Source organism: Streptomyces sp. NPDC020996 (genome assembly GCF_040641355.1).
Lineage (GTDB): Bacteria > Actinomycetota > Actinomycetes > Streptomycetales > Streptomycetaceae > Streptomyces.
This window is the reverse complement of record NZ_JBFADM010000043.1, coordinates 39,080-58,952: the sequence shown is the minus strand read 5'-3', so window position 1 is coordinate 58,952 and position 19,873 is coordinate 39,080. Positions and strand designations below refer to the sequence as shown.

18 protein-coding genes are annotated in these 19,873 nt (G+C 70.8%); 9 read left to right on the top strand and 9 right to left on the bottom strand.

The genetic code is table 11. The annotated features are described in order from the left end of the window. Positions 1-155 precede the first annotated feature (155 nt). The 3 genes from AB0G63_RS26330 (at position 156) to AB0G63_RS26320 (ending at position 4,021) form a co-directional block, all read left to right on the top strand. The gene (locus AB0G63_RS26330; RefSeq protein ID WP_360754771.1) at positions 156-1,043 is read left to right on the top strand and encodes an FCD domain-containing protein; all 888 of its coding nucleotides are present in this window, start codon (positions 156-158) and stop codon (positions 1,041-1,043) included. Positions 1,044-1,482: 439 nt separating this feature from the next. Then, positions 1,483-3,024, top strand: a complete 1,542-nt coding sequence (locus AB0G63_RS26325; protein WP_324785125.1) for an RNA polymerase sigma factor — start codon at positions 1,483-1,485, stop codon at positions 3,022-3,024. 121 nt (positions 3,025-3,145) lie between these two features. Then, on the top strand, positions 3,146-4,021 hold the full coding sequence (locus AB0G63_RS26320; protein WP_360754767.1) for a serine protease: 876 nt from the start codon (positions 3,146-3,148) through the stop codon (positions 4,019-4,021). Between the two features lie 172 nt (positions 4,022-4,193). Here AB0G63_RS26320 and AB0G63_RS26315 read toward each other — a convergent pair whose 3' ends face one another. Next, positions 4,194-4,424 (bottom strand): hypothetical protein, encoded by a 231-nt coding sequence (locus AB0G63_RS26315; protein WP_053848812.1) that lies wholly within the window; start codon positions 4,422-4,424, stop codon positions 4,194-4,196. A 462-nt stretch (positions 4,425-4,886) separates the two neighbouring features. Between AB0G63_RS26315 and AB0G63_RS26310 the strand changes: the two genes are divergently transcribed. The 3 genes from AB0G63_RS26310 (at position 4,887) to AB0G63_RS26300 (ending at position 9,391) form a co-directional block, all read left to right on the top strand. After that, positions 4,887-7,013 (top strand): DNA topoisomerase IV subunit B, encoded by a 2,127-nt coding sequence (locus AB0G63_RS26310; protein ID WP_360754765.1) that lies wholly within the window; start codon positions 4,887-4,889, stop codon positions 7,011-7,013. A 213-nt stretch (positions 7,014-7,226) separates the two neighbouring features. Then, positions 7,227-7,799, top strand: coding sequence for a DUF485 domain-containing protein (locus tag AB0G63_RS26305; protein ID WP_360754763.1), 573 nt, complete (start codon positions 7,227-7,229; stop codon positions 7,797-7,799). After that, entirely contained in the window at positions 7,799-9,391 is a 1,593-nt protein-coding gene (locus tag AB0G63_RS26300; RefSeq protein WP_360754760.1) for a cation acetate symporter, read from the top strand. The genes AB0G63_RS26305 and AB0G63_RS26300 overlap by 1 nt, the downstream gene beginning before the upstream one ends. 144 nt (positions 9,392-9,535) lie before the next feature. Here AB0G63_RS26300 and AB0G63_RS26295 read toward each other — a convergent pair whose 3' ends face one another. Then, entirely contained in the window at positions 9,536-10,231 is a 696-nt protein-coding gene (locus AB0G63_RS26295; RefSeq protein ID WP_360754758.1) for a response regulator, read from the bottom strand. Between the two features lie 167 nt (positions 10,232-10,398). Between AB0G63_RS26295 and AB0G63_RS26290 the strand changes: the two genes are divergently transcribed. The 3 genes from AB0G63_RS26290 to AB0G63_RS26280 all read left to right on the top strand — a co-directional run bounded on the left by AB0G63_RS26290 (position 10,399) and on the right by AB0G63_RS26280 (position 13,213). Next, on the top strand, positions 10,399-11,214 hold the full coding sequence (locus AB0G63_RS26290) for an ABC transporter ATP-binding protein (protein WP_360754755.1): 816 nt from the start codon (positions 10,399-10,401) through the stop codon (positions 11,212-11,214). Beyond that, positions 11,204-12,070 carry an ABC transporter permease gene (locus tag AB0G63_RS26285; RefSeq protein WP_360754753.1) on the top strand — a complete coding sequence of 289 codons (867 nt, stop codon included), beginning with the start codon at positions 11,204-11,206 and terminating at the stop codon, positions 12,068-12,070. The genes AB0G63_RS26290 and AB0G63_RS26285 overlap by 11 nt, the downstream gene beginning before the upstream one ends. 93 nt (positions 12,071-12,163) lie before the next feature. Further along, the gene (locus tag AB0G63_RS26280) at positions 12,164-13,213 is read left to right on the top strand and encodes an ABC transporter substrate-binding protein (protein ID WP_360754750.1); all 1,050 of its coding nucleotides are present in this window, start codon (positions 12,164-12,166) and stop codon (positions 13,211-13,213) included. Between the two features lie 53 nt (positions 13,214-13,266). Here the strand turns inward: AB0G63_RS26280 and AB0G63_RS26275 are convergent, their stop codons facing one another. From AB0G63_RS26275 to AB0G63_RS26245, 7 genes are all read right to left on the bottom strand, one after another. Further along, positions 13,267-13,947 (bottom strand): response regulator, encoded by a 681-nt coding sequence (locus tag AB0G63_RS26275; RefSeq protein ID WP_360754748.1) that lies wholly within the window; start codon positions 13,945-13,947, stop codon positions 13,267-13,269. Next, positions 13,944-15,647 (bottom strand): sensor histidine kinase, encoded by a 1,704-nt coding sequence (locus AB0G63_RS26270; protein WP_360754745.1) that lies wholly within the window; start codon positions 15,645-15,647, stop codon positions 13,944-13,946. The genes AB0G63_RS26275 and AB0G63_RS26270 overlap by 4 nt, the downstream gene beginning before the upstream one ends. Positions 15,648-15,809: 162 nt before the next feature. Then, positions 15,810-16,766 (bottom strand): sucrase ferredoxin, encoded by a 957-nt coding sequence (locus tag AB0G63_RS26265; protein WP_360754743.1) that lies wholly within the window; start codon positions 16,764-16,766, stop codon positions 15,810-15,812. A gap of 21 nt (positions 16,767-16,787) precedes the next feature. Beyond that, positions 16,788-18,155, bottom strand: coding sequence for a citrate synthase (locus AB0G63_RS26260; protein WP_360754740.1), 1,368 nt, complete (start codon positions 18,153-18,155; stop codon positions 16,788-16,790). A gap of 179 nt (positions 18,156-18,334) precedes the next feature. After that, positions 18,335-18,574, bottom strand: a complete 240-nt coding sequence (locus AB0G63_RS26255; RefSeq protein ID WP_360754737.1) for a hypothetical protein — start codon at positions 18,572-18,574, stop codon at positions 18,335-18,337. A gap of 81 nt (positions 18,575-18,655) precedes the next feature. After that, on the bottom strand, positions 18,656-18,895 hold the full coding sequence (locus tag AB0G63_RS26250) for a hypothetical protein (RefSeq protein ID WP_360754735.1): 240 nt from the start codon (positions 18,893-18,895) through the stop codon (positions 18,656-18,658). A gap of 271 nt (positions 18,896-19,166) precedes the next feature. Continuing rightward, the gene (locus AB0G63_RS26245) at positions 19,167-19,727 is read right to left on the bottom strand and encodes a DUF6082 family protein (RefSeq protein ID WP_360754731.1); all 561 of its coding nucleotides are present in this window, start codon (positions 19,725-19,727) and stop codon (positions 19,167-19,169) included. Between the last annotated feature and the right edge of the window lie 146 nt (positions 19,728-19,873).

Sequence of the window (19,873 nt, the reverse complement as noted above, 5' to 3'; positions counted from 1 at the left end):
GCGCCCCCTCCTGGTCCCGCTCCGCGCACAACTCCCCGGGGATAGCTCATTTCTTTCTGATAAGGCGTCAATTGCGACGGGGTGAGCGATCACCCTTTCGTGTGCTTTTCACCAAAGCGCTCAAGGGAGTTGAGGGCAACGCCGACAAAGGATGCGTGAGTACCCTTGCGCACACCATGATGACCGCCGCCCGCGCCGCAGACTCCGGTCTTGCAGGTCCGGGCGAACTCGACCGCTACCCGTACGCCGAGGCGCCAGCCGTCGACCGCGTCGGAGCCCCCGCCTGGGAGAGCGCGGATCCTGAGCTGGGCCGCGTGAGCCGGCGCACCGCAGGCAGCCGCGGGCGCGGGTTGCACGGCCAACTCGTCCAGCAGCTCGGCCAGATGATCGTCTCCGGAGATCTGGGGGCGGACCGCCCGCTGGTGCCCGAGGAGATCGGCCAGCGTTTCGAGGTCTCGCGCACCGTCGTCCGTGAGTCGCTGCGCGTCCTGGAGGCCAAGGGCCTGGTCAGTGCCCGCCCGAACGTCGGCACGCGGGTGCGTCCCGTCAGCGACTGGAACCTCCTCGACCCGGACATCATCGAGTGGCGGGCCTTCGGCCCGCAGCGCGATGACCAGCGCCGGGAGCTGAGCGAGCTGCGCTGGACCATCGAACCGCTCGCCGCGCGGCTCGCCGCCGGGCACGGCCGCGAGGACGTCCAGCAGCGGCTCGCCGACATGGTCGAGATCATGGGGCAGGCCATGGGGCAGGGCGACGCGCTCACCTTCTCCCGGGCCGACGCCGAGTTCCACTCCCTGCTCATCCAGGTCTCCGGCAACCGGATGCTCGAGCACCTGTCCGGGATCGTGTCGGCGGCCCTCCAGGTCTCCGGCAGCCCGGTCACGGGCTGTGACCGGCCGAACGAGACGTCGCTGGGACACCACGGCAGGATCGTCGACGCGCTCGCGGCGGGCGACGGTGCCGGAGCCGAGGTGGCCATGCGCCAATTGCTCACTGTGCACCCCGAGGTCGAGCGTGTGGTACCCGCGCCACGCGAGCACTGACCGCCCACCGCGGACGGCGCGGCCGGTGGATGCCTCCCCCTCCTGTGGCGTCACCCGGCCGGTGAGCCGTCCGCCGTCGGACCCCGCAGGATTCCCAGGATTCCCGGGATCCTGTGGGGTCCGACGGTGCGAGGGGCCGCGCGACCGGCGCAGCGACCCCGGTCCGCATCGCGGGCGACATTTTTTGTCCTTGTTTGACAATTTTTGCGCGCTTACGAGGTGTGACTCGGGCCACGCAGATTGGGCGTAACGCTCATGGAAACAGTCGCGATGACCTAAGAGGTGACAGCCGAGGAAGGAATACGGACGCCGTTCACGGCGCTGTGCCTCTTCCCGGCCCCAGCCCGTGCCGTCGGCCCGGTTCCCCAAGCCGTCGGTCGGCTCCTGTCCGCCATGGACGGGGCCGGAAGCCGTTTTCCAACGTTCCGAGAGGTTGTTCGTGTCGGCCAGCACATCCCGTACGCTCCCGCCGGAGATCGCCGAGTCCGTCTCTGTCATGGCTCTCATCGAGCGGGGAAAGGCTGAGGGGCAGATCGCCGGCGACGATGTGCGTCGGGCCTTCGAAGCTGACCAGATTCCGGCCACTCAGTGGAAGAACGTACTGCGCAGCCTCAACCAGATCCTCGAGGAAGAGGGTGTGACGCTGATGGTCAGTGCCGCAGAGCCCAAGCGCACCCGAAAGAGCGTCGCAGCGAAGAGTCCGGCCAAGCGCACCGCCACCAAGGCGGTCGCGGCCAAGACGGTGACCACGAAGAAGGCCACCGCGCCCGCAGCCCCGGCGTCGCCCACAGCCGACGCGCCCGTAGAGGACGACGCAGCCGCCAAGAGGGCCACCGCGAAGAAGGCGGCGCCCGCGAAGAAGGCGACGACCACGAAGAAGGCGGCCGCCAAGAAGGCGACGCCCGCGAAGAAGACCAGCGCCAAGAAGGACGACGTCGAGATCCTCGAGGAGGAGGTGCTCGAGGACGCGCCCAAGGCCGGCGACGAGCCCGAGGGTGCCGAGAGCGCGGGCTTCGTGCTCTCCGACGAGGACGAGGACGACGCGCCCGCCCAGCAGGTGGCCGCAGCCGGCGCCACCGCCGACCCGGTCAAGGACTACCTCAAGCAGATCGGCAAGGTCCCCCTGCTCAACGCCGAGCAGGAGGTCGAGCTCGCCAAGCGCATCGAGGCCGGTCTGTTCGCCGAGGACAAGCTGGCCAACGCCGACAAGCTGGCGCCGAAACTCAAGCGCGAGCTGGAGATCATCGCCGAGGACGGCCGCCGCGCCAAGAACCACCTCCTGGAGGCCAACCTCCGCCTGGTGGTCTCGCTGGCCAAGCGCTACACCGGCCGCGGCATGCTCTTCCTGGACCTCATCCAGGAGGGGAACCTCGGTCTGATCCGCGCGGTCGAGAAGTTCGACTACACCAAGGGCTACAAGTTCTCCACGTACGCCACCTGGTGGATCCGTCAGGCGATCACCCGGGCCATGGCCGACCAGGCCCGCACCATCCGCATCCCGGTGCACATGGTCGAGGTCATCAACAAGCTCGCGCGCGTGCAGCGCCAGATGCTCCAGGACCTGGGCCGCGAGCCCACCCCGGAGGAGCTGGCCAAGGAGCTCGACATGACCCCGGAGAAGGTCATCGAGGTCCAGAAGTACGGCCGCGAGCCCATCTCGCTGCACACCCCGCTGGGCGAGGACGGCGACAGCGAGTTCGGTGACCTCATCGAGGACTCCGAGGCGGTCGTCCCCGCGGACGCGGTCAGCTTCACGCTCCTGCAGGAGCAGCTGCACTCCGTCCTCGACACCCTGTCCGAGCGTGAGGCGGGCGTCGTCTCCATGCGCTTCGGTCTCACCGACGGTCAGCCGAAGACCCTGGACGAGATCGGCAAGGTGTACGGCGTCACGCGCGAGCGCATCCGCCAGATCGAGTCCAAGACCATGTCGAAGCTGCGCCACCCGTCGCGTTCGCAGGTGCTGCGCGACTACCTCGACTAGGTCGACTGCACGACGACGCCGAAGGCCCGGTTCCCCCGTGGGGACCGGGCCTTCGTGCTGCGGGCGGCAGCACTCTGCGTGACTCTGGGTGTCCGTTCATCACCTTGAGTCAGGAGTGTGCATGCGATCTCGCATTGTCCGAGCGCTGTCCCGGCCACTGGCCCTGGCGGCCGCGGCGGGCGCGATACCGCTGGTGTCCACCGCTCCCGCCGCCGCCGACAGCGTGGTCGTCGGAGGGTTTCCCATCGACGTGTCCGAGAGTCCGTGGACGGTGGCGCTCTCCAGCCGTGACCGGTTCGGGGGTACGCGCGCGGGGCAGTTCTGCGGCGGCGCGGCGATCGGCCGGACCACCGTGCTCACCGCGGCCCACTGTCTGGGGAAAGAGGCTCTGGGAGCGTCCCCCGAGCGGGTACGCGACCTGAAGGTCATCGCCGGCCGCACCGACCTGACAGCCGGCACCGGCCAGGAGATCGCGGTGCGCGGCGTCTGGGTCAATCCGGGGTACGACAGCGCGACCAACGCCGGCGACTTCGCCGTGCTCACGCTCGCGCACCCGCTGCCCGAGGGATCCGTCATCGGACCGGCGGCCGCCGGTGATCCCGCCTACGCCCCGGGAACGGACGCCGTCGTCTACGGCTGGGGCGATGTCACCGGCGCCGGCGACTACACGCACAGGCTGCGTGCGGCGCACGTGCACGTACTGCCGGACGCCCAGTGTCAGGAGGCGTACCCCGGAAGCGGTGACGGCGCCTATCGGGCCGACAGCATGCTGTGCGCCGGTGAGACGCGGGGCGGCCGGGACGCCTGCCAAGGGGACAGCGGGGGCCCGCTGGTGTCCCAGGGCAGGCTGATCGGTCTGGTGTCCTGGGGGAGCGGCTGCGGCCGTGCGGGCAGCCCGGGGGTCTACACGCGCGTTTCCTACGTCGTACGGGCGCTGGGGTCCTCGGGGGCGCCGCGGGCACCACGGACGCCGCACAGGGGCACCGGGGCCCGCTGAGGTGGACACAGAGGCACCGGGCCCGCTGAGGTGGACACAGAGGCACCGGGCTCGCTGAGGTGGGCTGAGGGCCTTCGCACCACGACGACGGGCGGCGCCGTCCCTGAGGACAGGGGCGGCGCCGCCCGTCTGCCGGCCTGTGCCGGAGCTGGCTCGTCGTGGGTGCGAGGCGTCAGCGCTCTTCTTCGGAGGCGGATGCGGGAACGGCCGTGAGCCGCTCCGTCTCGTCCTGTATCTCAGCGGCGATCTTCTTGAGTTCCGGCTCGAACTTGCGGCCGTGGTGGGCGCAGAAGAGCAGTTCTCCGCCGCTGAGCAGGACGACGCGCACGTACGCCTGGGCGCCGCAACGGTCGCAGCGGTCAGCGGCCGTCAGCGGGCTCGCGGGGGTCAGAACAGTAGTCACGTCGCCTCTTCTCTAGCTCGACGAGCTGTCGTACCAGGGTCAACATCCAACCAGCCCGAAAATGTTCCCGCTCGGGGCTTGCCCTCGAAAAATTTCTTCCGAGTCCGGCTGTCTGCTGCCGGTTGGCGGCGAATGTGCCGTTTTGCGTGTCTGTAGGGTTTGCGGTTTCGCGCTGTGGGTCGGTTTTCTCGTCGTTCTCGTCGTTCTCGCCCTCCCGGGCGGCTTGCCGGTTGTTCATGAGGACGTGCCCGGAGCCTAAATGGTTCATGCCTCCAAGGGAACGTGATGTGTACTTCACCCCATCGAGGGATCGAACACCCATGCGACCCTGGACTAGTCTGTCTTCCGGGTGAGGGTGGCGTTACAACGGCTCTACCAGGCCTCGGTACCCTCATGGCGGCAGACCGAGCCGCGCCCTTACCCACTGGGGCCCCATCTGAAATTCAGCGAGGAGCGAACCGCGTGACCGCCGAGACGTCCGTGCCGTCGTCCACAGCGCTGCTGGCAGGAGCAGACCGGGACGGTTCCAATTACACCGCGCGGCACCTGCTCGTCCTCGAGGGGCTCGAGGCCGTACGCAAGCGCCCGGGTATGTACATCGGATCCACCGACAGCCGCGGGCTCATGCACTGCCTGTGGGAGATCATCGACAACTCCGTCGACGAGGCCCTCGGGGGCTACTGCGACCACATCGAGGTGATCCTCCACGACGACGGTTCGGTGGAGGTCCGCGACAACGGCCGCGGCATCCCGGTCGACGTGGAGCCGAAGACCGGCCTGTCCGGCGTCGAGGTCGTGATGACCAAGCTGCACGCGGGCGGCAAGTTCGGCGGCGGCTCGTACGCCGCCTCCGGCGGCCTGCACGGCGTCGGCGCCTCCGTGGTGAACGCCCTGTCCGCCCGCCTCGACGTCGAGGTGGACCGCGGCGGCCACACCCACGCCATCAGCTTCCGGCGTGGCGTGCCCGGCGCCTTCGCGGCGAACGGCCCGGACGCCAAGTTCACGGCCGAGAGCGGCCTGCGCAAGGCCAAGCGGATTCCCAAGACCCGCAGCGGCACGCGCGTGCGCTACTGGGCCGACCGCCAGATCTTCCTCAAGGACGCCAAGCTCTCCCTGGAGAACCTGCACCAGCGGGCCCGGCAGACCGCGTTCCTGGTGCCCGGCCTGACCATCGTCGTCCGTGACGAGTTCGGCCTCGGCGAAGGCGGCAGTAAGGGCGAGGAGTCCTTCCGTTTCGACGGTGGCATCAGCGAGTTCTGCGAGTACCTGGCGAGCGACAAGCCGATCTGCGACGTCCTCCGCTTCTCCGGCCAGGGCACGTTCAAGGAGACCGTCCCGGTTCTGGACGACCACGGCCAGATGACCCCCACCGAAGTCACCCGTGAACTCGGCGTCGACGTCGCCCTGCGCTGGGGGACGGGCTACGACACGACCGTCAGGTCGTTCGTCAACATCATCGCCACCCCCAAGGGCGGCACACACGTCGCCGGCTTCGAGCAGGCCGTCGCCAAGACGATGAACGAGGTGCTGCGCGCCAAGAAGCTGCTGCGCGTAGCCGAGGACGACATCGTCAAGGACGACGCCCTGGAAGGGCTCACCGCGGTCGTCACGGTCCGTCTGGCCGAGCCCCAGTTCGAGGGCCAGACCAAGGAGGTCCTCGGCACCTCGGCGGCCCGCCGGATCGTGAACACCGTGATCACCAAGGAGCTCAAGGCCTTTCTGACCTCCGCCAAGCGCGACGCCGCCGCGCAGGCCCGGGTGGTCATGGAGAAGGTCGTCGCCGCCGCCCGTACGCGCATCGCGGCCCGCCAGCACAAGGACGCGCAGCGCCGCAAGACGGCCCTGGAGTCCTCCTCGCTCCCCGCCAAGCTCGCCGACTGCCGCAGCGACGACGTGGACCGCAGCGAGTTGTTCATCGTCGAGGGAGACTCCGCGCTCGGCACCGCCAAGCTCGCCCGGAACTCCGAGTTCCAGGCGCTGCTGCCGATCCGCGGCAAGATCCTCAACGTGCAGAAGTCGTCCGTCACGGACATGCTCAAGAACGCCGAGTGCGGCGCGATCATCCAGGTCATAGGGGCCGGCTCCGGCCGTACGTTCGACATCGACGCCGCCCGCTACGGCAAGATCATCATGATGACCGACGCCGACGTCGACGGCTCCCACATCCGCACCCTGCTGCTGACGCTGTTCCACCGCTACATGCGGCCCATGGTGGAGGCCGGCCGCGTGTTCGCCGCGGTGCCGCCGCTGCACCGGATCGAGATCGTCCAGCCCAAGAGGGGCCAGGACAAGTACGTGTACACGTACTCGGACCGCGAGCTGCGCGACAAGCTCCTCGAACTGCAGAGCAAGGGCATCCGGTACAAGGACTCCATCCAGCGCTACAAGGGTCTCGGCGAGATGGACGCCGACCAGCTGGCCGAGACGACCATGGACCCGCGCCACCGCACCCTGCGCCGGATCAACCTCTCGGACCTGGACGCGGCCGAGCAGGTCTTCGATCTGCTGATGGGCAACGACGTGGCCCCGCGCAAGGAGTTCATCTCCAGCTCGGCGGCGACACTGGACCGGTCGCGCATCGACGCCTGACCGCCGCACCGGGCGCCGGACTCACGCACGGAACCCGGCGGCGGGCCGCGCACGCCGTCACCGGGACGGCAAGCCGTACCCGCTCGCGGCCGGGGCGGTGCGCCGTGCCCGCGCCAAGGGAATTGTCCGGCCGCCGTCGGGTTGGTCACCTGATGGGGTGAAGGGTCCGGTAAAGCAGGTTCGGGGAGGTTCCCGGTCTGTCCATGCTGGGGCATGCAGTCAAGCAACGGTCCCACCCGCGCAGGCGGGAACATCGCCGGAAGTCCGGCCGTACATGACGACGACCACGCCCCGCCCGCGGCAGGGGCGCCCGCAGGGGTGCGGTACGACGACCCGTGGTACGACGCACTCGCCTCCGGCTGGGGCGAGCCGGCCGGAGGCGGCGTACCCGTTCCCGCGCAGGCTGCCGGGGCGCCGGGCCGCACGGGCGTGGCGGGAGCGGCGGAGGCGCCCGCTCCGGCCGACGTCTACCTCCAGGTCCAGCGCAGCGCGGCCTTCCAGGAAGTGCGCCGCCGGTACCGCAGGTTCGTGGTGCCGGGCGTCGTCGTCTTCCTCGCCTGGTACGTGGGCTACGTCGTGACCGCGACGACCGCCCCGGCGCTGATGGCGAGGCCGGTGGTGGGGTCCGTGAACGTGGGGATGGCCGCGGGACTCGGGCAGTTCCTCAGTACCTTCCTGCTCGCCTGGGCCTACGCCCGGCACGCCCGGCTGCGCAGGGACCGGGCAGCACTCGAACTGCGCTGGGACACACAGGAGTTGACGCGTGGCGCCCGAGGGGGTGCGTGATGACGGGCCATCACCAGACACTCGCGCTGTCGCTGTTCAGCGCGTTCGTCGCGGTCACGCTGGGCATCACCACGTGGGTGAGCCGCCACCGCCACGGCTCGGCGGAGGAGTTCTACGCGGGCGGGCGCCTCTTCTCGCCGATGGAGAATGGTTTTGCCATCGCGGGCGACTACATGTCCGCCGCGTCCTTCCTGGGCATCTCCGGGCTCATCGCGCTGTTCGGCTACGACGGGCTGCTGTATGCGGTCGGCTTCCTCGTGGCCTGGCTGGTGGTGCTGTTCCTCGTCGCCGAACTGGTCCGCAACTGCGGGCGGTTCACGCTCGCCGACGTGGTGGCGGCACGGATGAGCGAGCGGCCGGTGCGGATCGCGGCGGGCACCTCCTCGGTCACCGTGTCCGTCCTGTACCTGGTGGCGCAGATGGTGGGCGCCGGCAGCCTGGTCGCGCTGCTGCTCGGCGGAACGAGCGGGGCCGCGCGGTCCTGGACCGTGATCGGTGTCGGCGCGCTCATGATCGTCTACGTGTCGCTGGGAGGGATGCGGGCCACCACCTGGATCCAGATCGTCAAGGCGGTACTGCTGCTCGGCGGGACGCTCGTACTGACCGTGCTCGTCCTGGCGCGCTTCCACGGCGACTTCGACCGGCTCCTGTTCACGGCGGCCGCGCGCAGCGGACACGGCGAGGCGTTCCTCGCACCGGGGCTGAAGTACGGCGGGGACTGGACCGCCCGCCTCGACTTCATCAGCCTGGGACTCGCCCTGGTCCTGGGCACCGCCGGGCTGCCGCACATCCTCTCCCGCTTCTACACCGTGCCGACCGCCCGCGCGGCCCGCCGTTCCGTGCTCTGGGCGATCGGGCTCATCGGCGGCTTCTACCTGATGACGATCGTCCTCGGCTTCGGTGCGGCGGCGATCGTGGGACCGGACGCGGTACGCGGCTCGAACGCGGCGGGCAACACCGCGGTGCCGCTGCTCGCCCTCGACCTCGGAGGCGGCGCCGACTCCACGGGCGGAACGGTGCTCTTCGCCGTGGTCGCCGCCGTCGCCTTCGCCACGATCCTCGCGGTGGTCGCCGGGATCACCCTCGCCTCCTCGGCGTCCGTGGCCCACGACCTGTACGCGTCCCTGCGCCGCCGCGGCGGCAAGCCGCGCAGCGAGGTCGCCGTGGCCCGGGTCGCCGCGGTCGGCATCGGCGTCCTCGCGATCGCCCTCGGCTTGCTCGCCCGCGATCTGAACGTCGCCTACCTGGTGGGCGTCGCCTTCGCCGTCGCCGCGTCGGCGAACCTCCCGGTGCTGCTCTACTCGCTGTTCTGGGGCGGATTCACCACACGGGGCGCCGTGTGGTCCGTATACGGCGGCCTCGTGCCCGCGTTGGTGTTCGTCACCCTCTCGCCGGTGGTGTCGGGCAGCCCGGAGTCGCTCTTCCCGGGCGCCGACTTCCAGTACTTCCCGCTGCAGAACCCCGGTCTGATCTCGATCCCGCTGGGCTTCCTCGCGGGCTGGCTGGGCACGGTCACCTCCGCGGAGGCCCCGGACGAGGCCAAGCACGCGGAGACCGAGGTGCGGTCGCTCACCGGGGCGGGAGCCGTCTGACGGGGGCCTCGGTCCGTAGTGCCGCGGGCGCCGGTTCCTCGCCACCGTCGGCCGCGGTGGCGCCCGCGGCCGTCGCGGGGCATCGCGCGCCCGGCTACGGAGCCACCCGGGCGTACCGGCTACGGAGCCACGCCTGCGTACCGGCTACGGAGCCATCCAGGCGTAGAGGTGCTCCGGTCGGCCCGTGTCGCCGTACCTGAGGGACAGCCGGAGGCGGCCGGCCTGTTCGAGGTGGCGGAGGTAGCGCTGGGCCGTGGAGCGGCTCAGGCCCGTCTCGGCGGCCACCTCGTGGGCCGAGAGCGGGTGGCCGGCGCCGTGCAGGACGCGGCAGATCAGGTCGGCCGTCGGCTCCGAGTGGCCGCTGGGCAGACCCGGTGACGACGACGGCACCGACGCGGTGCGCAGCGCGCCGAAGATCCGGTCGACCTGTTCCTGCCCGGCGATCCCGCGGCCGCCGACCCGGTCGACCGTCCGGCGCAGGGCGGCGTACGAGTCGAGGCGGGTGCGCAGGGCGGCGAAGGTGAACGGCTTGACCAGATAGTGCAGGGCGCCCAGGCGCATGGCGGCCTGCACGGTCGCCACGTCGCCGGCTGCGGTGATCATGATGACGTCGGTGCCGTGGCCCTGCTCCCGCATGCGGTGGGCGAGTTCGAGGCCGGTCTGGTCGGGCAGGTAGTGGTCGAGCAGGACCAGGTCGATGGCCTCTCGCTGCACGGTCGCCAGGGCCTGGGCGGCGCTGTGCGCGCGGGCGGCCACCCGGAAGCCGGGAACCTTTCCCACGTACCTCGCGTTGATCTCGGCGACGCGGAAGTCGTCGTCCACGACCAGGACGTCAATCATCGGGCCTCTCTCCGTTCAAGGCCAGGCGGGCATCGTGTTAAGCCCGTGTTTCGGCTCCGCTGTTGTAACGCGAGCAAAAAGAGCACAACAGGCTGTTGCAGGCAAAAGAACGGCATGCGCACAGAAGGCTCCTGCTGTGGCCCGGGCCGCCTCTACCGTCCCCGGCCATGAGCCCAGACAACAGCCCCGCCATTCAGCTGCGGGGCGCCAGCAAGATCTTCAAGACCCCGTCGGGGGGTCTGCACACGGCTGTCCGAGACCTCGACCTCACCGTCGGGCGGGGGGAGTTCGTGGCGGTCGTCGGACCCACCGGCTGCGGCAAGTCGACCACGCTGACCCTGGTCAGCGGGCTGGAAGAGCCCACCGAGGGCGAGGTCCTGGTCGCCGGGGAGCCGGTCCACGGCGTCGGCGGCAAGGTCGGCTTCGTCTTCCAGCAGGACGCCACCTTCCCCTGGCGCACCGTCCTGTCCAACGTCATGGCGGGGCCGCGTTTCCGTGGCGTGCCCAAGGCCGAGGCGAAGCGGAAGGCGCGCGAATGGCTGGCCCGGGTCGGTCTCGCGGCCTTCGAGGACCGCTATCCGCACCAGCTCTCCGGCGGCCAGCGCAAGCGCGTCGCGCTCGCCGCGACCTTCGTCAACGACCCCGAGATCCTGCTGATGGACGAGCCGTTCTCGGCGCTGGACGTGCAGACCAGGGCGTTGATGTCGGACGAGTTGCTGGAGCTGTGGGAGGGCACCGGCGCCTCCGTCGTCTTCGTCACCCACGACCTGGAGGAGTCGATCGCCCTGGCCGACAAGGTCGTCGTGATGACGGCCGGGCCCGCGACCGTCAAGCACGTCTTCGACATCGACCTGCCGCGGCCCCGCAAGGTCGAGTCGGTGCGCCTGGAGCCGCGGTTCATCGAGATCTACCGCGAGATCTGGGAGTCGCTGGGCGAAGAGGTCCGCATCACCCGCGAGAGGGGTGCCGCGAATGTCGCCTGAGGTCCTCGCCACACCGGTCGTCGACACGGTCAAGGCCGCCCCGGGCCGCGCGCACTCACGCGCGCGTGCCGCCCGCAAACGCAAGATCGTCGTCACGGCGTCCCGCGTGCTGCTCCTGATCGCCTTCCTCGGCGTGTGGGAGGCGCTCTCCCGCGCCGAGATCATCGATCCGTTCAACTTCTCGATGCCCTCGAAGATCTGGGACCAGATCTACACCTGGCTGACCCACGGGACGGCGCTCGGCTCCCTGGGCGAGCAGATCTGGTTCACCCTGCACGAAGCGCTGCTGGGGTGGATCATCGGTGTCGTCGCCGGCGTGGTGTTCGGCATCGCGCTGGGGCGGATCGCCTTCCTCGCCGACATCCTCGGTCCCTACATCAAGGTGCTCAACTCGATCCCCAGGATCGTCCTCGCGCCGATCTTCGTGATCTGGTTCGGGCTCGGACCGGCCTCCAAGGTCGCCTCCGCCGTCGTGCTGGTGTTCTTCCCGGTCTTCTTCAACGCCTTCCAGGGCGCCCGGGAGGTCGACCGCAACCTGGTCGCCAACGCCCGTATCCTCGGCGCGAGCGACCGCAGGGTGACGCTTCAGGTCGTCATCCCGTCCGCCACCTCCTGGATCTTCACCAGCCTCCACGTCAGCTTCGGCTTCGCCCTCATCGGCGCCATCGTCGGCGAGTACATCGGCGCCACCAAGGGCATCGGCCTGCTCGTCGCGCAGTCCCAGGGCACCTTCAACGCGGCCGGGGTGTACGCCGCGATGGTCATCCTCGCCGTCGTCGCGCTCCTCGCGGAAGGGCTGCTCACCTTCGCCGAGCGCCGCATCTTCCGCTGGAAGCCGTCGGGCTCCGACAGCTGAACGCCCTCGAACGAGCCCCTCGAACGAGCCCCTCAAACCACCCCCCTTTCTCCCCGCACCGCCCTCTCACAAGTCACAAGGACGTGAACCTCCATGCGCAGAAGCGCCAGATACGCCTCCCTGGCCGCGGCCGGCCTGCTCGCCCTGTCCTCCCTCACCGCCTGCGCCAACGACGCGGCGGGCAGCGCCTCCGCCGGCTCCGGCGGCAAGGGCACCAAGGTCAAGATCATGGTCGGCGGCCTGGACAAGGTCATCTACCTGCCCGCGATGCTGACCCAGCGGCTCGGCTACTTCGACGCCGAAGGGCTCGACGTGGAGCTGCTGAGCGAGCCGGCCGGCGTCCAGGCGGAGACCGCGCTCGTCTCCGGCCAGGTCCAGGGCGCCGTCGGCTTCTACGACCACACGCTCGACCTGCAGACCAAGGGCAAGTCCGTGGAGTCCGTCGTGCAGTTCTCGCACGCGCCCGGCGAGGTGGAGATCGTCTCCCAGAAAGCGGCGGGCGACATCACCTCGCCCAAGGACTTCAAGGGCAGGAAGCTCGGCGTCACCGGTCTGGGCTCCTCCACCGACTTCCTCACCAAGTACCTCGCGGTCAAGAACGGCGTGCGGGTCGACCAGTTCACGCCGGTCGCCGTCGGCGCGGGACCGACCTTCATCTCGGCCCTCCAGAAGGGCGCCATAGACGGCGGCATGACGACCGATCCGACCGTCGCCACGATCCTGGACAAGAAGGCCGGCAAGGTGCTCCTCGACATGCGGACGCCGGAGGGGTCCCAGGAGGCGCTCGGCGGCCCGTACCCGTCGTCGAGCCTGTACATGCAGACGGACTGGGTGAACAGTCACAAGGACACGGTCCAGAAGCTGGCCAACGCGTTCGTCAAGACGCTCAAGTGGATGTCCACCCACAGCTCGTCCGAGATCGCGGACAAGATGCCCGCCGACTACTCGCAGGGCAACAAGGTCCTCTACGCCGCCGCCATCGAGAGCACGCTGCCGATGTTCACCAAGGACGGCGTGATGCCCGCCGACGGTCCCGCGACGGTCGAGAAGGTGCTCAAGGCGTTCAACCCCAACATCAAGAACGCCGAGGTGGACCTCGACAAGACGTACACCACCGAGTTCGTGGAGAAAGCCGCGGACTGAATCCGTATGCACAGGGGGCACGGTCCCTTCCCCGCCCCCACCCGGCCGTGCTCTCAGACGCGGGCCGCCCACACGTAACGGTGTTCCGGGCGGCCCGCGTCGCCGTACCTGAGGGTGAGCCGGGCCCGTCCGGTGCGCTCCAGCAGCTTCAGGTACCGCTGGGCGGTCTGCCGGCTCACCCCGGTCCGCTCGGCGATCTCCTGTGCCGACAGCGGGACTTCGGCGTTCATCAGGCAGCGGCGCACCAGGTCGGCGGTGGCGGGGGAGTGCCCCTTGGGCAGCCCGGGCTCCGAGGGCGCCGACAGCGCGCCGAAGATGCGGTCGACATCGGCCTGCTCCGCCTCGCCCCCGCCGTCGAGCGTGCGGCGCAGCCGCGCGTACGCCTCCAGCTTGGCGCGCAGGCCCGCGAAGGTGAACGGCTTGACCAGGTAGTGCAGCGCGCCCTGCCGCATCGCCGCCTGCACGGTCGACACGTCCCGGGCCGCCGTCACCATGATCACGTCCGCCCGGTGGCCGCGGCGGCGCATCTCCTGCACGACCGCCAGACCCGTCTCGTCGGGCAGGCAGTGGTCCAGCAGGACCAGATCGAGGCCGGGCAGCGCCTCCAGCAGACGCAGCGCCTCGCCCGCGCTGTGCGCCTCACCGGCCACGTGGAAGCCCGGGACCTTCTCCACGTAGGCGGCGTTGACCCGCGCGACCCTGATGTCGTCGTCCACGACCAGGACCTCGATCATCGCGACTCCTCCTTGACGGGGTGGTCCGTCCTGACGGGGTACCGCTCCTCGACGGGGCGGACCCCGGTCGCGGTCGGCGCGGGCTCAGGCTCGGCCAGCGCCTCGGGCAGCACCACGGTGAACTCCGCGCCGCCGCCCTCGGCCTCGGCCACCGTCGCGCTGCCGCCCTGGCGCTCGGCGAGCCTGCGCACCAGGGAGAGCCCGATGCCGCGCTCCCGGTGCGCGGGCGGCTCCTTCGTGGACCAGCCCTCGGTGAAGATCAACTCGCGTTGTTCGGCGGGGATCCCGGGCCCGGTGTCGCGCACCCTGAGCACGGCCGTACGGCCCTCGCAGCACAGCTCGACCTCCACCCGCGCGTGCGGCGTGCCCGCGACGGCGTCGAGCGCGTTGTCGACCAGGTTGCCGACGACGGTGACGAGTCCCCTGGGGTCGATCAGCCGGTCCGGCAGCCATGTCCGGTCCGAGATCCACAGGGCCACGCCCCGCTCGGCGGCGACGGTCGCCTTGCCGACCAGCAGCGCCGCGAGCAGGGGGTCCCGGATCTTCTCGGCGACCTGCTCGGAGGTGGCACGGTGGTCGCCGACCACCTCTCCGATGAACTCCACGGCGTCGTCGTACATCTCCAGTTCGAGCAGCCCCAGGAGGGTGTGCATGCGGTTGGCGTGTTCGTGGTCCTGGGCGCGCAGTGCGTCGATCAGGCCGCGCGTGGAGTCGAGCTCCCGGCCGAGCCGTTCCAGTTCGGTCCGGTCGCGCAGGGTGGCGACGGCACCGCCGTCGACGGTGGGCATGCGGTTGGCGACCAGGACGCGCCGGCCGCGCACGGTGAGCAGGTCGGTGCCCGTCACCCGGCCCGCCAGGATGTCGGCCGTCCGCCCCTCGCCGAGCACCTCGTCGGGAGACCTGCCCACGGCCTCGTCGCCGATGCCCAGCAGGCGGTGCGCCTCGTCGTTGAGGAGGCGGACCCGGCCCGCGCGGTCCAGTGCGACGACGCCCTCCCGGATGCCGTGCAGCATCGCCTCGCGTTCCGCCAGGAGCCCGGCGATGTCGGAGAAGGCCAGGTCGTGGGTCTGCCGCTGGACCCGGCGGGAGACCAGCCAGGCGGCCAGCGCGCCGACCGCCAGCGCCGCTCCGGCGTAGGCGAGCAGCTCGGGTATCGCGCCGAGGAGCCGGGCGCGGACGCTGTCGTACCTGATGCCGACCGAGACGGCGCCGACGACGTGGCCCGCGTCGTCGTACAGCGGCACCTTGCCGCGGGCCGTGCGGCCGAGGGTGCCGACGTCGATCGCCATGACCTCCTCGCCCGCCAGGGCCTCGCTGGGGTCGGTCGAGACGATGCCGCCGATCTGCCCGGGGTCGGTGTGGGACCAGCGCACGCCCCGCCAGTCCATCACCACGACGTACCGCGCCCTGGTGGCCTTCCGGATCCGTTCCGCCTCCCGCTGCACGGGCCCCTCCGGCGACGGCGGCGTGGTCTGCAGGTCCCTGACGATCCGCGGTTCCTGCGCGGTGGTCTCCGCGATCGACAGCGCACGGCGCATCGCCTGGTCGTCCAGCTGCCTGCTCAGCGGGGCCAGGAACAGCCCGGTCGCGAGCACCGCCACCCCCGCGGCGATCGCCACCTGCATCAGCAGCACCTGGGAGAACATCCGCTTGGGAAGGCCGAGACGCCGGCGTGCGGAAGGTGTGGGGCTGTGGCTCATGGCGACGACGGTACGTGGGCCCGCGCCGGCCGTCGTAGGGGGTGCGGTGGGGATTTCCCCGATCCCTCTCCGGATCAATTCCGCGATCCGCCGCCCGATCAATGCGTCGATCAATTTCTCGATCAATGTGGACCGCGACAGTCAACGGGCCGACCCGCGAGGTCAGCCCGCGAGCGCCGGTGTCAGCTCGCGCACCGCCAGCACGTCCATGCGCGCGGGCGAGCCCAGAACCGATGCCCCGCAGCTCTCCGGGCGGGGCGGCAGGGCCGCGCCCTGGGCCACCACGACGCGCCAGTGCCGCCCGTCCGTGTGGGCGACGGTCACCTCCCAGCGCGGCGTGGAGCCGCCCGTGCCCACGACGCTCTCCGTGCTCACGACCGTCAGGGCGCCGGCCGCGTGTTCGCGCGCGGCCGTGCGCACGGCCAGTTCGGCCGCCTGGCCGGGCCGCTCCCACGCGGAGCTCCCGCGGCATCCCTCGACGACGATCCGCCCCTCCTGGACGCCGCGCAGGACCTCCTCGACGGCGTCGGCCCGGGCGCGGCCGTAGGCGTATCCGTACGGCAGCACGAGCAGCGTGGGCGAGAAGCGGTGACCACCCAGATGAGTGACCTCCCAGACGCCCTCCGTCCCGGACGCGGCGAGTTCGGCGGCGAGGGGGCGGCCGAGCAGCGCGCAGCAGCGGTCGCGCCTGCCGTTGGTGCAGACGAGCGCGAGCGGGGCGCCGGTGTGGGGCCGGGCGCCGAGCACCGAGTCGAAGGTGCGGTGCTCGCCCCTGCCGAGCGCGGCCAGGTCGAGGCCGAGCAGGTCCCGCGGGTCGCTGGTGGTGGCGGAGTGCAGCCACGTCCTGCCGGGGACGGTGTGGGCCGCGTACACCCGGCGGGCGACGGGGGTGCCGCAGTCGGCGTGCCGTCCGGGGCGGCGGATGAGCGCCACCCGTACGCCCGTGCCCCGCGCGGCTGCTTTCAGGGCGTGGCCCACCGCGGGATCGAGATGGCTGGAGGTGAGCGCCTCGGCGCCCCACGGGCCGGGCTGTTCGAGCAGGAGCCAGGTCCTCGCGGTGGCCGCGGTGCCCGCGACGGGCTCGTCGAGCTCGCGGGAGGCGGAGGAGCAGATACTCACACAGGTGAGCCTAACCTGACTTCATCCCCGGCGGCTTCCGGCCGTGTCCCTGCCCGTGCCCGTGTCCCTGCCCGTGTCCCTGCCCGTGTCCCTGCCCGTGTCCATGTTCCCGCCCGTGTCCGTGTCCGTGTCCTGCTCCGGCAGTGGCTGGGGCGGCCGCGGACCGACGTAGTGGCCGCTCGGGCGCATGCGCAGGGGGCGTTCGCCGTACTCCTCCAGGGCGTGGGCGATCCAGCCCGCGGTGCGGGCCACGGCGAAGATCGTCTCGCCCGCCGTGGCGGGCATGCCGCAGGACGCGGTGAGGACGGCGAGGGCCAGGTCGACGTTGGCGTGCAGCGGGGTGTGGCGGGCGGTGGTGGCCACGACGTCGCGGGCGGCGGCGAGCGCGGGCGCGGCGTGCGGGATGTCCTCCAAGAGGTCGAACAGGACACGCGCGCGTGGGTCCTCGCCCTGGTACAGCCGGTGGCCGAGTCCCGGGATGCGCCGGCCGGCCCGCAGCTCGTCGGCGATCACAGGGCCCGCGTCGCCCTGGTCCAGCACCTCGAGCAGCAGCCGGTGGGCGTTTCCGCTGGCCGCGCCGTGCAGCGGGCCTTCCAGCACGCCGAGCCCGGCGGAGACGGCGGCGTAGGCGTGGGCGCGGGCCGACGCGGCGACGCGTACCGCCAGGGTCGAGGCGGCTAGGTCGTGGTCGACGAGGAGGGCGAGCGCGGTGTCCAGGGCGCGCAGCGAGGCCTCGTCGGCGTCCCGGCCGCTCAGCCTCGTCCACAGGCGGTGGGCGAGCGGGTCGTCGTCGCGGTGTCCGCCGTGCACCGGCGGCAGAGCGGCGACGAGCGTCGGGATGAGCGTGCGCGCCGTGCCGAGCACGGTCTCCTCGGAAAGGTCGAACCGCAGGGGGTCGGCGACCGCGGCGGCGATGGCGGCCACCCGCAACCGGTCGGTGGGGCCCGCGTGTTCGGGCAGCGCGTCGACGGCGCGGCGGGCGACGGCGACGGAGGCGCCGGGCGCGCGGAAGGTGACGCCGGGACGCAGCCGGCCCGTCCACAGCCACTCCGCGACCTCTTCGTAGGAGTGGCGGGTGGCCAGCCGGGTCGCGTCGACGCCCCGGAAGTAGTACCGGTCCGACTCGATGAGCGTGATCCGGGTCCGCACCGACAACTCGCCGCCGGAGCCCGGACTCACCGCGCTCTCCCGCCGGTTGCGCCGCGCGAGGGCCTCCACCTCGCCCGCGTCGAAGCTGCTGCCCCGCCCGCCGGGCACGCGCCGGCTGCTGAGCTGCCCGCGGCTGACGTACGCGTACACGGTCTCGGGTTTCACCCCCAGCAGTTCGGCGGCTTCCTTGGTGGTCAGGCGCCGCTCGGGGTGACCGGCGGGGGGCTCTGGATCGCGCATGGGGGTCACGGTATCCGCAGGGCGGCGGCGGATACCTCACCTCGATCCGCACCCTGATCCACAGTATTGAGCAACTGTGTCGAGCAACTGTGTCGACCGAAGCGTCGAGTGGACGGAAGGGTCCGGCTCCGCTGCCGGTGCCGGACCCTCGCCGTGGTCACAGCGCTGGGCTGTGGGCGTCAGTCGTGGGGGATGTCCTCTCGGGCACGGACGAGTGTCTCGCGGCTGATGACCACGATGCGTTCGTCGGCCGCGCGAGTGGCGTCCTCGGGCAGTTGGCCCTCGAGTTCCGCGGTGGCCTCCCGGCCGATCACGGCGTAGTTGCCGTCGCTGAGTTCGAAGATGTCGGGACAGGACTGTCCCGACAGACTGCCTCGCGCGCTGGGAGGGGCGCCGATCCGGCGTACGATTGCGACCAATGTCTCGGCCTTTCATACGGTGCCGTTGAGGACCACACAACCTGACGGTGTCGCGCTTGCAGGCGTATGAGCCGGTTACGACTACGTGTGGGGGATGTCCGCCTTCGCGTGGATGAGGGTCTCGCGGCTGACGACGACGATCCGCTCGTATTCGGCCCGGGAGGCGTCGGCGGGAAGTTCGGATTCGAGTTCTTCTGTCACGTCCGTGCCGATGACGGCGAACCTTCCGTCGGACAGTTCGAAAATGTCGGGGCAGTTGGCCCCGGTGACGCTTCCCCGCGCGGTGGGAGGGGTGCCAAGCCGACGGATGATCTGGCTCACTGGTGGGACTTCCTTAATTTCGTCGAGGCTGGATGATTCGCACCGTCGTTGCGCGGTGCGATGCGGCCCTGTGGGGCGATGGCCTCGACAACCGGGCGACACGGAGCGGCACTTGGCGGGGATCGACCCGTTCGTGGTCGCGTAGTAGTCAACCTTGTTGGTATCTGAGGAAACGCGGCGGTTTATTGCTTCGTTACCGCCCAACTGTGTGATCTGCCCGGGAGCGGGGTAGGGCGCCCGCAATTGCCGGGCGAGGACGCCCTGGCCGGGCTCACTCCTGTTCCACGGGCGGTTCGCCGACCACCCACCACTCGTCAATGTCCGTCTCCTCCAGCTGGGTGAGAAGGTCGTCGACCATGCGTCCGATTTCGGCTTCGTCGGAGGTACCGATGAGGGTGGCCCGATGGGGGCGGGTCGCGTACCAGTACTCCCGGAATATGGGGTGTTGCAGCATTCCGCGGGCAAAGCCGAAGAACTCCTCGCGGGTGATGTTGCCCATGCGGTAGTAGCAGAGCGCATTGGTGTAGAGCGCGTTCGCGAAGAGGAACTGGCGCTGTTTCCCGGGCGGCACGTGCCCGCCATAGGCGTCCAGCACCTCGGCCAGCTCCGGGTCGTCCATGGCCTTGCTCAGCAGCTCCCAGTGCTGGCGCTGTTGCAGGGCGAGGTTGGCCTGGCGCTGGATCTGCGCGGCCTGTTCGAGGAGTTCCACTCGGGTGCGCAGTGCGTTCATCGCGGGGCGCTGGGCGGCCATGGTGACGGCAGTTCCCGCGACCAGGCCGATCCCTGCCGCGGCGGCGGCCCACAGCCGCGATCCCACGCTTCCTCTGGCCATGTATACCCCCGATTCAGGCGGCCGTCCGCCGGTCGTCGGGATGCGGGTCGGCTGACGGGGACCGGCGAGCGGTGGGCGGCGCTTGCCGTCTCCCAGAGTGCCGAGCGGCTCTGACCGGCGGGGAGGCGGAGAGGAGGCGCACGGAG